The organism is Arthrobacter burdickii, from assembly GCF_030433645.1.
GTDB classification, from domain to species: domain Bacteria; phylum Actinomycetota; class Actinomycetes; order Actinomycetales; family Micrococcaceae; genus Arthrobacter_D; species Arthrobacter_D burdickii.
The window spans coordinates 1214167-1227170 of the sequence record NZ_JAROCG010000001.1; the positions used below are offsets into that span (position 1 = coordinate 1214167).

The 13004-nt window shown below is 66.3% G+C and carries 9 protein-coding genes; 2 read left to right on the forward strand and 7 right to left on the reverse strand.

Annotated features, from left to right (window positions below; genetic code table 11):
• Positions 1-7: 7 nt before the first annotated feature.
• The gene (locus P5G52_RS05725) at positions 8-1417 is read right to left on the reverse strand and encodes a ferredoxin reductase (RefSeq protein WP_301225470.1); all 1410 of its coding nucleotides are present in this window, start codon (positions 1415-1417) and stop codon (positions 8-10) included.
• Entirely contained in the window at positions 1414-2718 is a 1305-nt protein-coding gene (locus tag P5G52_RS05730) for an aromatic ring-hydroxylating oxygenase subunit alpha (RefSeq protein WP_301225472.1), read from the reverse strand. The genes P5G52_RS05725 and P5G52_RS05730 overlap by 4 nt, the downstream gene beginning before the upstream one ends.
• A 159-nt stretch (positions 2719-2877) precedes the next feature.
• Between P5G52_RS05730 and P5G52_RS05735 the strand changes: the two genes are divergently transcribed.
• On the forward strand, positions 2878-3822 hold the full coding sequence (locus tag P5G52_RS05735) for a LysR family transcriptional regulator (protein ID WP_301225474.1): 945 nt from the start codon (positions 2878-2880) through the stop codon (positions 3820-3822).
• A 190-nt stretch (positions 3823-4012) separates the two neighbouring features.
• Here the strand turns inward: P5G52_RS05735 and P5G52_RS05740 are convergent, their stop codons facing one another.
• The gene (locus P5G52_RS05740) at positions 4013-5965 is read right to left on the reverse strand and encodes a BCCT family transporter (protein WP_301225476.1); all 1953 of its coding nucleotides are present in this window, start codon (positions 5963-5965) and stop codon (positions 4013-4015) included.
• A gap of 346 nt (positions 5966-6311) precedes the next feature.
• On the opposite strand from P5G52_RS05740, the gene P5G52_RS05745 reads away from it, so the two are divergent.
• Entirely contained in the window at positions 6312-7007 is a 696-nt protein-coding gene (locus P5G52_RS05745; RefSeq protein ID WP_301225478.1) for a GntR family transcriptional regulator, read from the forward strand.
• Here P5G52_RS05745 and P5G52_RS05750 read toward each other — a convergent pair.
• The 4 genes from P5G52_RS05750 to P5G52_RS05765 all read right to left on the reverse strand — a co-directional run bounded on the left by P5G52_RS05750 (position 6970) and on the right by P5G52_RS05765 (position 12974).
• Positions 6970-8856, reverse strand: a complete 1887-nt coding sequence (locus P5G52_RS05750; RefSeq protein ID WP_301225480.1) for an anthranilate synthase component I family protein — start codon at positions 8854-8856, stop codon at positions 6970-6972. The two genes, P5G52_RS05745 and P5G52_RS05750, sit on opposite strands and share 38 nt — an antisense overlap.
• Positions 8853-9728 (reverse strand): bifunctional 5,10-methylenetetrahydrofolate dehydrogenase/5,10-methenyltetrahydrofolate cyclohydrolase, encoded by an 876-nt coding sequence (locus tag P5G52_RS05755; RefSeq protein ID WP_301225482.1) that lies wholly within the window; start codon positions 9726-9728, stop codon positions 8853-8855. The genes P5G52_RS05750 and P5G52_RS05755 overlap by 4 nt, the downstream gene beginning before the upstream one ends.
• Complete coding sequence (locus P5G52_RS05760; RefSeq protein WP_301225484.1) at positions 9725-10351, reverse strand: cyclodeaminase/cyclohydrolase family protein; 627 nt, start codon at positions 10349-10351, stop codon at positions 9725-9727. Before P5G52_RS05760 ends, P5G52_RS05755 begins: the two co-directional genes overlap by 4 nt.
• A 130-nt stretch (positions 10352-10481) precedes the next feature.
• Positions 10482-12974, reverse strand: coding sequence for a GcvT family protein (locus P5G52_RS05765; RefSeq protein ID WP_301225486.1), 2493 nt, complete (start codon positions 12972-12974; stop codon positions 10482-10484).
• Positions 12975-13004: the final 30 nt, after the last annotated feature.

The following is a 13004-nucleotide window of genomic DNA, read 5'->3' on the forward strand; positions in this document are numbered from 1 at the left end:
GAAGCCCCTACGCGTCGATCACCAGATCGGTCTGCGCGGTCGAGCAGCAGGGCAGGAACTTGCCTGCATCGATTTCCCGTGCCCGGATTCCGCCCTGGTGGTTCATCTCGACCTCCCCGGAAAGCTTGACGATCTTGCAGGAGCCGCACATGCCTTCCTTGCAGTTCGCGCCGATTCGAACGCCCGCACGCTGGGCCACCCCGAGGATGTGTTCCGTGGGGTCGATGCGCACGTTGATGCCGGTGCGCAGAAAGGACAGGGTGAGGTCTCCAGTTCCGACCGTGTCGAAGCTCGAGACATCGGGGGAGCCGCCCTCCGCGTCCGGCCCGCCCTCGGGGGCTCCGGGGCGGGGCTCGCCCGGGTCGACGGTTTCCAGTGGCAGCCCCGTGGCCTTCAGGGTTCCGTCGGCGTCGTAGCCGGGCTCGTAGAGCCCGAAGGCCGAGGGCTGGCTTTCATAGTAGTCCTCAGCGGAATCGGCGATTTCCTCGGCGATTTCCTCGGCAATGTCCCCTGCAAGCGCGACCTCTGCCTGGTATTCGAGGAGCGTCTGGCGGTCTCCGGAAAAGAATTCCATGTTGATGGAGGTGTCGTCGACGCCGACCTTCCGCAGGAGTTCGGTGGCGGTGTTCAGGTAGCCCTCGGGGCCGCAGGCATAGACCTGGCGGCCATTCGCATCGGGCGCCACCTCGTCGAGCATGGCCGCCGTCAGCCTCCCGCTGAGCCATTCCCAACTTTCGGGTCTACTGCGGTCGCCCAGGGCGTAGAAGACCTTCACGCGCGAGTCGACGGACTCGATGTAGGCCAGCTCCTGGTGGAAGGCGAATCCTCCGGCCTCGGCTCCGTGGTAGAGCACCACGACATCGGCCTGTCCGGGCAGCGAGTGGATGGTCCGCACCATCGACATGATGGGGGTGATGCCTGCACCGGCGGCCAGCAGGAGATACCGTGCCCGGCGGTCCGCGTCCGGCAGGTGGAATGCCCCGACCGGTCCGAGCATCTCGAGGACGGTGCCGGGTCGAACGTTCTCGTGCACCCAGGGTGAGACCAGTCCAGTAGTGTCGCGCTTGACCGTGATGTCGAAGGTCCACGGCTGGGTGGGCGAACTGGACAGGGAGTAACTGCGGTCCACCGCGTCCTGGTCCTCGCCGTTCACGGGAAAGGCGATGTTCACGTACTGGCCCGCACGGAACGCGAGGGGTGCACCGTCGCAGCGGCGGAACACGAAGGTCATCATGCCGCCCACCTCGGGGACGGTCTCGACGCATTCGGCCAGAAACTCCTGCGGATGCCAGGGGCCCAGGGCGTGGGCGGCGCGGGCGGGTCCCTCGGTACTCCCCATCACCCGATTCCACGGCATCTCGAGACCGCGGATGCGCTGTGGCTCCCGGATTGCCCTGTCAGTGAGGAGTTCGGTCATGCCAAGTGCTCCTGCACGCGCTGCACGTACCAGTTGATGAACGCCTCCACCTGGTATTCGCTCTTCATGTACGGGCCGGGCTCGTAGGCGGGGCTGCCGGCGCCCTTCTGGCACAGTTCCACGAACGCCTTGTCCTGCAGATTCGTCTGCTTCCAGGTGTAGGTGAGTTTCTCCAGGTCGTAGTCGACGCCTTCCACGGCGTCGTCGGCCACCAGCCAGGTGGTGCGTACCAGTGTCTGATGTTCGTTGACGGGGAAGACGGCGAACGTGATGACGTGGTCCCCCTGGAAATGGAACCAGCTGTTGGGCTGCAGGTGCATCGAGCAGCGACCGAGGCGGAAGTCCCGCAGGTCACCGAGCAGCTTCTTCGAGAGCCTGCGCCCATCGGGGGAGAACGATTCGCCGTCGCCGTCGAGCGATTCCCTGGAGATACGGATTCCCGCCACGCGGGTGTCGAGCTCCTCGACGACCTCGTAGGGAAGGCCATAGCGGCGGCAACGCTCCTCGAGCGAGGACTGCGCTGCCTTGTTGCGGTCCCACACCTCCTCGAGGTGGGCCGGGATCAGCCCCTCCGTCAGGCCCCAGGTGGGAAAGAGGGAACAAGCGAGCTCCGGGTGGCCGTCGCAGTGGTAGCACTCACGGTTGTTCTCCATGACGAGCTTCCAGTTGCCCTCTTCGATGATGTTCTGCTGGTAGGCGATTTTCGTCTTCGCCAGATCGTGGGGTGCGAGGTAGGGCTCGAAGATCTTGGAGGTCTCGTCGAAATCCGTCGGCGGTTCGTCGGCAATGCAGACGAAGACGAGTCCGGCGACCACGCGGCTGTGGGCTCGCTTGAGGCCGAAGCAGCCCTTGTCGAACTTCGTCTCCCCCGGTGCGGAGGCGTGGATCAGGTTACCGTCGGTGGAGTAGGTCCAGGAGTGGTAGCCGCACACCAGGTTTCCCGTGGTCCCCGCGGGTTCGGTCAGGACGCGGGCGCCGCGGTGGCGGCACACGTTGTGCAGGACGTTCACGCCGCCGTCGTCATTGCGCAGCACGATCAGGGAGTAGGGCCCGTAGTCGACGGTGACGTAGTCGCCCGGCTCCGGGAGCTCGGCGATGCTGGCGGCGAAGATCCAGTGCCGGCCGAAGATGGCCTGCATGTCGACGCTGAAGATCGTCGGATCCGTGTAGAAGGGGGCGTCGAGGGAATATCCCACACGCCGGAAATCGAACAACTCGGTGATCTCGGCCAGCTGCTCGGCAGGCAAGGAGGATACGAGTTTCCCGCGTGGGTTGAGCGGCGCGTTCACTGGAGCAGACATGGGTTCCTCCCGAGAGGGCTGGGCAAGTATGCGCTTCGTGGAGGCACCGGGCCAGTGGGCACGAAGGGCGTTACCGAAGATGGTGTTGGCATGAGATTAGTCACAATCGCGTTGCAACAAAAGCGCAAGATTCTGGAGATAACAGTGCACAATAGGTGCATGATCGATCCCCGGCTCACAACACTGCGGGTGTTCGCCCGGTGCGGCACTGTCGGCGCAACCGCGGAGCTCACCGGATTCTCTCCCTCCGCCGTCTCCGCGCAATTGCGTGAACTCCAGCGCGTACTGGGAATGCAGCTGCTGACGAAGGACGGCCGGGGCGTGCGGCTGACCGCCACGGGTCGCTTCCTCGTGGCAGGCTCGGACGCTCTCACTGCGCAATGGGAGAGCCTGCGCGCCGCGGCCCTGGAAGCCGGCGACCAGGTCCAGTCCAGTTTCGGCCTCGGCGGATTCTCCACGGCGGCCGCCCAGTTGCTCGCGCCACTGGCCGCCACCCTGCGCTCGACACGCCCCCTGCTGAAGGTACAGGTACTCGAGGCCGAACCGGACCGCTGCTTCGACTTGCTGGTTGCCGAGCGGATCGACCTCGCGGTCGTCGTCGCCATGCAGTCCGACGCCCATTCGGACGCCCATGTCGAGGACGATCCGCGCTTCGACCAGACTGTTCTGCTCGACGATCCCCTGGACGTGATCATTCCCTCCGACCATCCGTTGGCGTCGCGGGAGGCGGTGACGCTCGACGAGCTGGCGTCGGAACCCTGGATCACCGAGGCGGCCGGGTCCACCTACCATTCCCTGTTCACCGCGGCGTTCACGGCGGTCGGGGCGACACCGCGGGTCGCCCATGAGGCCGTTGAATGGGAGACCCTGATCGCGTTCGTCGGTGCGGGGTTGGGCGTGGGCCTGCTGCCGCGACTGGCACCCCTGCATGGTGCCGAGAACGTGGTCCGGATGCGCATCACGGGGAGAGGGAAACCCTCACGGCGCATTGTCGCTGCGGTACGTAGGGGCAGCATCGCATCGCCCCTGATCCAGGAGTCGCTCGGCATCCTGCAGGTCAGGGCCGATCGGATACTCACCGCCCGGCCCGACGACGACCACTGAGACTCCATGGACGCGATTCGTTGCCGACGGGCCGGCAGGTCCAGGAGGTCGTCGCGGAAGCGACAGGTGGCGGCGACATGCCCGCCTGTCCGGAGCCTTTGCCCGGCGTCGGAGGGCGGACGCGCCTCGGCGGCACGGGCCGGAGCAGGCCGCATGCCGCCGAGGTGGGTTGCTTACTCGAGGTGCGCAGTTATTGAGTGTGCGAACCGGAACGCCGGGGCTCGACGGTTGGGATGATCCCCGTCGCGGGTCCTCCGGGACAATCCGAGTCGGAGCACTTTTCCGCGCACTCGTGCTTCGTCACGAGGTCGAACTGCGCGCCGCCGTGCTGTTCCACGCCGGTACGTATGGCCCGCTCCACGACGGAGGTGGCCAGGCGGCGCCGCAGGGAGAGAGGATCCCGACGCAGGTCCCTGGTGAGGGCGAAGCAGAGCAGCAGCATGACGATGACGAACGGTAGAGCTGCCACGATGGTGATCTGCTTCAGACCGTTCAAAGCTTCCGATGGTTGATCGCCGCCGGCGAGCAGCATGACCGCCGCCACGGTGCCGGTGAGGCAGCCCCAGAAGATGACCACTCCCCGACGGGGGTGCTCGGCGCCATTGGAGCTGAGCGATCCCATCACGATCGAGGCAGCATCGGCGCCCGTGATGAAGAAGATGGCGACCAGGACCATGGCCAGCACGATGACGGCAGCGGTAGCCCAGCCAGGCATGCTCAGGTTCTTGATCAGGTCGAAGAGTGCTCCGTCGAAGTTGATAGACGGTGTCCCGTCGACCATCGTGACCAGGCCGGGGGTGTTGGCTGCGTCGGCTTTCTGCTGGACGTCGAAGGCTGCGCCTCCGAAGATGGCGAACCAGATGACGCTGACGAGGCTGGGCACCAGCAGCACACCGGTGACGAATTGGCGGATCGTGCGGCCGCGGCTGATGCGGGCGATGAAGAGGCCTACGAAAGGCGTCCAGGACACCCACCAGGCCCAGTAGAAGATGGTCCAGCTGGACATCCAACTCCGCAGTGACTCATCACCGACCGCTTCGGTCCGGGACGACATCTCGGCGAGGTCCCGCGCGTAGTCGCCCACCGCGGAGGGGATCAGGTTGAGGATGAAAAGGGTGGGTCCGACGAGGAAGACGATCAACGCGAGGACGACGGCCAGGATCATGTTGATGTTGGAGAGCCACTGGATGCCGCGGCTGATGCCCGAGACGGCCGAAGCGACGAAGCACAGGGTCAGGACGGCGACGATCGCCACGAGCACGGGGGTGCCGATTTCACCGAACCAACCATTGGAGGTCATGCCGCTGCCGATCTGCAGGGCGCCCAGGCCCAACGATGCGGCGGTCCCGAACAGGGTGGCGAAGATGGCCAGGATGTTGATGAACTTCCCGACCGGCCCTTCGACCGTTCGAACGCCGAAGAGCGACGTGAAGGCGACGGAGATCAGTTGCCTGCGGCCCAGGCGGTAGGTCCCGTAGGCCATGGCGATACCCACGACGGCATACATGGCCCAGGGGTGCAGGGTCCAGTGGAAGATCGAGGTGGCCATGGCCGTCTGGATTGCTGCGGGTGTCCTTCCATCCACTGTCCCGGGCGGGGGAGAGATGTAGTGGTAGAGCGGTTCGGCCACGCCGTAGAACATCAGCCCGATGCCCATGCCCGCGGCGAACATCATCGCGACCCAGGAGACAGTGCGGAATTCGGGCTTTTCGCCGTCCTTGCCCAGCGGGATGTCGCCGAACTTGCCCAGGGCCAGCCACAGGACGAAGACCACGAAGAGAGATGCCGTGAGCATGAAGAACCATCCGGTGTACTCCATGACCCAGTTGAGGGCTCCCGTGGACGTCTCGGACAGGCTGTCGCGTCCGGCAAAGCCCCAGATGACGAAGGCGATGGCGATGGCGCCGGTGATCCCGAACGTGGCCTTGTCGAGCACGAGCCTATGGTTCCGGCGATCGGCAACTGCCTGCTCGGTCTTGGCATGGCGCAGCTCTTCGAGAATCTCTTCGTACTCGGCGTCGGGCTCGGGCGGTGCGCCTCCTTCCTCCGGATCGAGGACGGCAGGGTTCCTGTCTCCTCCGATGCCTTTGTCCGCAGGCGATTCCTCGGGTACGTGGGATTTCAGGTCACTATCAAAAGCCATGAGCGGGTCCTTTGCTCGGTGAGGCATGAGTCTGCGAGTGGCCGCGGCGCTCGGGAATTGGACCGAGCGGAACGGTGCGGCTTTGGCTGGTGCGACAGTCACGAGTGCGCCAGCGACGATGGAAACGGGGTGGGTTCACCCCTTCCACCTTCGGGGGCTCATGTTTCGTGCACACGCTTCTTTCGTGTTCAGGGGATTAACGCTGATATGTTCTGCCCACGATGCTTGATATATCAGTGGTACTCTAGCGCTTGACTGGATCCGCGTCTATAGCTCAGGCGCGGGAATAGGATGAATCGGGAGCTGGGGCGTCGAGACCCGGGGCTCATCGGGAGGAGACCTGGAGATGGCAGACGCTGGCGGAGCACCGGTGCAGGCGGGGGTTCCGTCGGCGCCGCTGAGGCAGGACGACGAGTCCTTCGCCGACTTCGCCTACCGGGTCCTGTGCGACGAACTGATCGTCCTGGACATCAAGCCGGGCGAGCCCCTCAACGACGACGTCATCTCCCGGCGACTCGGCGTCGGCAGGACGCCGATCCGCGAAGCCATGAAACGGCTCGAGAGCGACCATCTGGTGGTGGCCTACCCCCGGCGCGGAACATTCGCCGCCGGCGTGGACATCACGGACCTGGCCGAGATCGCCGAGATCAGACAGCTCCTGGAGCCGGCGGCAGCTGCGCGGGCTGCGCGACATGCCTCGCCGCAGCTCCGGAGCGAGCTCCGGGACTTCGCGCGGGAAGTCGGGCAGCTGTTGCCGGGGATGCAGTCGCAGCAGGATCTCATGCGTCTGGACCTGCGGGTCCACCGGATGATCTACCGGGCCACCGGGAGCAGGCATCTGGAAGACGTCCTGATCCGGTACGACAACCTCGCGACGCGGATCTGGAGTCTTGTGCTCGAGAAGCTCCCGCCGGTGTCCGAGCACATCGCGCAGCATATCGAGCTGCTCGAATACATCGCGGCCGGGGACTCCGACGCTGCTGCGCGGCTGACCACCCGGCACGTCACCGATTTCGAGAACCACATCCGGGCTGTGCTGTAGCCCGGGCGGATACCCGCTCGGCGCCGGCGGATACGGGAAAGGTGGCCCCGAGGACCCCGAGGATGGCGGTGGCCTTGGTGTGGATCTCTGCCAGCTCATCCGCAGGGTCGGAGTCGGCCGTGATGGCCCCGCCGATACCCACGGACAGCCGCTGGACGTCCCCGGGAGGAGTGGAGAACACGGCGCTACGGATGGTGACGGACAGGTCCGCGGCGCCGCCGGGGGAGAAGTAGCCCACCACACCCGAATAGGGCCCGCGCGGGAGGGATTCCAATCGGTCGAGGATATCCATGCTGCTGATCTTGGGAGCCCCTGTCATCGAACCGGGCGGGTATGCAGCCGCGACGACGGCCGTCCTCGAACCGTCCCGGGCGATGGTGGCTTCAATGGTGCTGACCAGCTGGTGCGACGTCGTGTACGTCTCGACGTCGCAGAGCCGCGTGACCGAGACCGTTCCCGGTTCTGCATGCCGGGAGAGGTCGTTCCGCATCAGGTCCACGATCATGATGTTCTCCGCCCGGTCCTTCGGCGATGTCTTGAGCTCATGCTTCAGCTGCACGTCCGCCTGGTGGAACGCACCCCGTCGTCGGGTCCCCTTGATGGGTTCGGCGCGTACGTGGCCCTCGGCCGTGATGCTGAGGAACCGCTCTGGCGAGGAGCTCGCGATCGCCACTGCGCCGAGCTGGACGAAGCTGGCGAACGGTGCTGGGCTGGCCCGGCGGAGCCGGCGATAGAAGTCCAGCGGATCCAGGCTCTCGTGGAGATCGTCGAAGATCTGGGTCGTGAGGCACACCTCGTAGGAGTTCCCCTGCACGATCTCGTCCTGGCATGCAGCGATCTTCCGAAGGTAGAACCGGCTGGAATCCGCTGCGCTGAACTTCACGTCCGGCAACCGGCTGCTGAGGCGGCGGGGCGCCGAGGGCAGGCTCCGGATGCGTAGGGCGGCGTTCCTGCACCACTGCAGGCCTTCCGGACCGGCTTCCGCCAGAAGGAACACGCACCGTGCTTCGTGGTCGAACACCACGGCCCGGGTGCAGCGGATCAACGAGGCATCCGGCAGCGGTGATTCCACCGTATTCCCGCCACACTCCCGCTTGAGCTCGTACCCCAGGTAACCCAGCCAGCCGAGGGCGAACCCCAGCCCGGGAAGACCCCCCGGATCCGGTGCCTGATCGCTGGGCCAGTTCCTTTCCAGCCAGCTGAAGAAGGGACCCGGGATCCGGGTGACCACCAGCTTCGATTCCACGGTCGTCACGCCGTTCGCATGCTGTGCCCTCAGTCCACGGCTGCCCGCATCGTCAGCCATGATGCTGTAGCGGTTGCGTCCGGCCACGGGGTCCGTGGCAGCGTTCGAGCTGTCCAGCCAGACGCGGTGGCTGGAGAGCCCATGGAATTCGAGGAAGGCCGCTTCCGGATCGGGATAGGCGGCAAGCGGGACACAGTGGAGGGACGGGGGGACGGACAGCTGCCCGAGACCGCGGACCGCGGCGAGGGCGGGAAGCTGCGCCATGGCCCGAGCAGCGTGCAGCGGCGCGTCCGGGTGCGACGGATCCAGGACGGTGATCTCCGTCGGTGCGTCTCCGAGGGAGTCCTGCGGTCCGGGGAGGATCCGGAGCCTGCAGTGCCCGGCATCGCCCCGGCCGGTCACGAGGACGACGTCGGGGCATTCGCCGGGCGCGTGCGGCACAGCCCTGTCGGCTTCCCGGTCGGAATGAGCCCATACCGTGCAGAAGGGCTCCAGCAGTTGCACGAGGGCGGACAGGAAGGCCCGCCCTCGACGTGATTCCAGGCCTTCGGTGGAGATGATGACGGGTTCCGCGGGGTGACAGTCGTGCCCGGGATGGATCATCCGGCCGATCCGGGAACCAGGGTACGCGCCTGTTCCCGCGCGGCCGCGACCGTGTGCAGGAGGAGCAGGGACGTGGTGACGGAGCCCACGCCGCCCGGGACAGGAGTCAGGGCCGCGGCGATGCCCCGCACGCTGCCCTCGTCGACGTCCCCGACGAGGGATCCGTCGGGAAGGACGTTGGTGCCGACGTCGATCACGACGGCCCCGGACGAGACGTGGCCGCCGTTCAGCAGTCCCGTGCGCCCGGCCGCGACGACCACGACGTCGGCCGTCCTGGTGTACTTCTCCAGCGGACCCGACCTGGAGTGGCAGACGGTGACTGCGGCGTCGCGCTCCAGCAGCAGCAGGGACAGCGGTTTTCCCACCACGGCGGAACGGCCGATGACGACCACGTTCCGGCCTGCCAGCGGAATGTCGAAGTGGTCGAGGATCTCGATCACGGCGCGGGCAGTAGCCGGGGCGAACGAGGGACGGCCCACGGCAAGACGGCCAAGGCTCAACGGGTTCGCGCCATCGACGTCCTTCTCCGGGGCGATGTGGCCGACCAGTTCATCTGTTCCCACGCCGGGAGGCAGAGGTGTCTGCAGGATGATGCCGGAAACGGATGGATCCCCGCTGAGGTCCTGCAGGACCGAGGCCAGGACCTGTTCGGTGGCATCGGGGCCGAGGTCCACGATGCGGCACCCGATGCCGGCACTGCCGGCGGCACGTTCGATGGACCGGACATACCAGTGCGTGGAGCCGTCGTCGGTGGCGACGACCACTGCGAGCGTGGGGCGGAGCCCGTCGGCTTCGAGATCCCGGGCCGCCTGGTGGGCCTTCTCCCGAATCGTCTGTGCCAGCTGTTTTCCGGAGAGGAGTACGGCGCTCAACCGAGAATCCTGCCACGCACGCGCCCCATGAGGGAGTCCGCTGCCAGGACGACCTTCTCCTCGAGGCCGTCGGTCTGGTCGGCCAACCGCGATCGGGCTGCGACGTCCTTGATGGCCACCACGTTGATGTCGATGTTCACGCGCGCGGTGGTTGCGGCTGCGCGGGCTGCGTCGGCGGCAGCAGCGACGTCGCTGATCACCGTGGCATTCGCGACCTCGAAGAGCTCCGTGGCAAGCTCCACGATGGTGCCGGCGAGCCTGATGAGCTGGGCGGGTGTCTGCGCCGCCAGGATGAGCGCCTCCTGGATGGACGTCGTCCGTGCGGCTCGGAGTTCATCCGTCCCGGACGGAAGTCGATACGCATCGATGACACCCTGGAACGCACTCTCGTCGGCATCCGCCAGACCCAGGGCCTCGATGACCAGTGAGTCGGAGGCGCTGATGATGCGTCGGACGAGTTCGTCGTGCTGCTCGTATTTGGGGCCTGTGGTGTATCTGGCAACCATGGCGACGAGCGCTGCCCCCTGGGCGGCGTGGAGCGCCGCCGCCGCACCGCCGCCTGGGGTCGGTTCGCGCGAGGCAAGCCGTGCGAGGTAAGCGTCGATCGTTTCTGACCTGATCATGTGTCCTCCTGGGCTGAAGCTTGGGTCGACCGGCAGGGTTTGAGGCTGCCCTGGACGAGCAACGGCCCGGACTCCGGTTGCGAGGGAACGAGTCCGGGCCGCGTGCCCGTGGAATGGTCCGGCGGGTGGATCAGCCGCGGAGCCTGGTCATCGTGGGGTCGTAGAGCGGATCCGCGGTGACCGTGGCCTGGATGCGCCGTCCGAAGTACTCGATCTCGACCGAGTCCCCGAGACTGACTTCGGCAGGAAGATACGCGTAGGCGATCGGTTTGGCGACGGTGTAGCCGTACGCGGCGCTGGTGACGTAACCGACTGCCTGGTCCTTGTAGAAGACCGGTTCCTTGCCGAGCACGAGGCTCCGGCCGTCGTCGACCGTCAGGCAGCGCAAGCGGCGGGCGGAGTTCTCCTCGGTGCGGCCTTCCAGGGCGGCCTTTCCGACGAAGTCCTCCTTGGTCATCTTCACGGCGAATCCGAGGCCGGCTTCCAGGGGATCGTGCTCGGTGGTCATGTCGGTACCCCACGAGCGGTAGCCCTTCTCCAGGCGCAGCGAGCTGAAGGCGGCCCGGCCCGCGGCGATGACGCCGTAGGGCTGCCCGGCCTTCCACAGGGCATCCCAGAGGCGCTGGCCGTTGTCCGCGCTCGTGTACAGTTCCCAGCCCAGTTCGCCGACGTAGGACAGGCGCATCGCGGTCACGCTGACGCCGCCGATGACGACCTGCTTGGCCCGGAAGTAACGAAGACCGTCGTTGGAGAAGTCGTCGCTGCTGACAGTGCTGATCAGGTCCCGGGCGAGGGGGCCCCACAAGCCGATGCAGCAGGTGCCGCCTGTCGTGTCGCGCACCTGCACCCAGTCGCCGGCGGTTCCGCTTTCGGTCTGGTGGCGTGCGGCCCGCTCGAAGTACGCGGTGTCCATGTTTCCGTTGGCTCCGAGCTGGAAGGTGTCTTCGCTCAACCGGGCCACGGTGATATCGCTTCGGATGCCGCCGGCGTCGTCCAGCAGGAGGGTGTAGATGACTGCGCCGGGCTTCTTCGACAGGTCCCCGGTGGTGAGCCCCTGCAGCAGCTTCAGTGCTCCCGGGCCGGAGATCTCGAGGCGCTTGAGGGGGGTCATGTCGTACATGGCCACCGCGGTACGGGTCTTCCAGGCTTCAGCGGCTGCAATAGGCGAGCTGAACATCGCGGACCAGGCGTCACGGGCGGGTGGCTGCCACTCGGCCGGCATCTCCTTGAGCAGGTCCGCGTTGGCTTCGAACCAGTAGGGGCGCTCCCACCCGCCGGACTCCAGGAAGAACCCTCCCAGTGCCTTGTGGCGGGCGTGGAAAGGGCTGACGCGCAGGTTGCGGGGGGACAGCTTGGGCTGCAGCGGGTGCAGGACGTCGTAGATCTCCACGAAGTTCTGCTGGGACGTCTCGCTGACGTACTCGGGGGTCAGCTGGACCTCTTCGAAACGGTGGATGTCGCATTCACCCAGGTCGATGGAGGACTTGCCGGTGGTCAGGAGCTCGGCGACGGCCCGGGCGATACCGGCCGAGTGGGTCACCCAGACGGCTTCGGCCACGAAGAAGTTGTCGAGCTCCTTGGACTCACCCACCAGGGCCCCGCCATCGGGGGTGAAGGAGAAGATGCCGTTGAAGCCGTCCTCGATCTCGCATTCCCGCAGCGCCGGAAGCAGTTGCTTGGTGTCCTCCCAGGCCGGGAGGAAGTCCTCCAGGGTGAAGTCGAGACGGGAGGGCATGTTGTGATCGCTGATGCTGTCCGGGTCGTAGGAGCCCAGGTCCTCGAGGTCCACGGGCATCGGACGGTGCGCGTAGGAACCGATGCCGTAGCGGTCGCCGTGTTCGCGGTAGTAGAGGTCCCGGTCCTGGTGACGCAGGATCGGCAGCGACGCTCCGTTGGGAAGTTCGTTGTGGCCTTTGCGGGCCGGAACCGGAGTGGTTTTCACGTACTGGTGGGCCAGGGGGAGGAGGGGGACGACCATGCCGATCATCTCGCCGATCTTGGCGCCCCAGAAGCCTGCGCAGGAGACCACGATGTCGGCGGGGATGACACCTTCGGAGGTCTCGACGCCGGTGACGCGACGTCCCGACTGCTGGATGCCCGTGACCGTGGTGTTGCCCCGGTACGTGACGCCTGCTGCTTCCGTGCGCTTGATCAGCAGCTGCACGGCACGGGCGGCGCGCGCCAGGCCGTCGGTGGGGACGTGGAGCCCGCCCAGGACGTCCTCCTCGTTCAGGAGCGGGTAGAGCTCCTTGCACTCAGCGGGGGAGAGGATCTTTCCACTGATCCCCCACGAAGCGGCGTATCCGAGCTTCCGCTTCAGATCAGCCAGGCGGGTCTCGGTGGTGGCGACTTCGAGGCCACCGACCTGGTCGAAGCAACTGACGCCGTCCTCGGTCAGGGACAGGAACTTCTCGACGGTGTACTTGGCGAAAGCGGCCATGGTCTTCGAGGGGTTCGTCTGGAAGACGAGACCCGGGGCATGGGACGTGGAACCCCCGGGCATGTTCAGGGGCCCCTGGTCCAGGACCGTGATGTTGTTCCACCCCCGGGTGACCAGTTCGTCGGCGAGGTTCGTGCCGACGATGCCAGCTCCGATGATGACGATGTTTGGCGTCGATGCCATGTGGCTTCTCCTGCTGATATCCATGGGTTG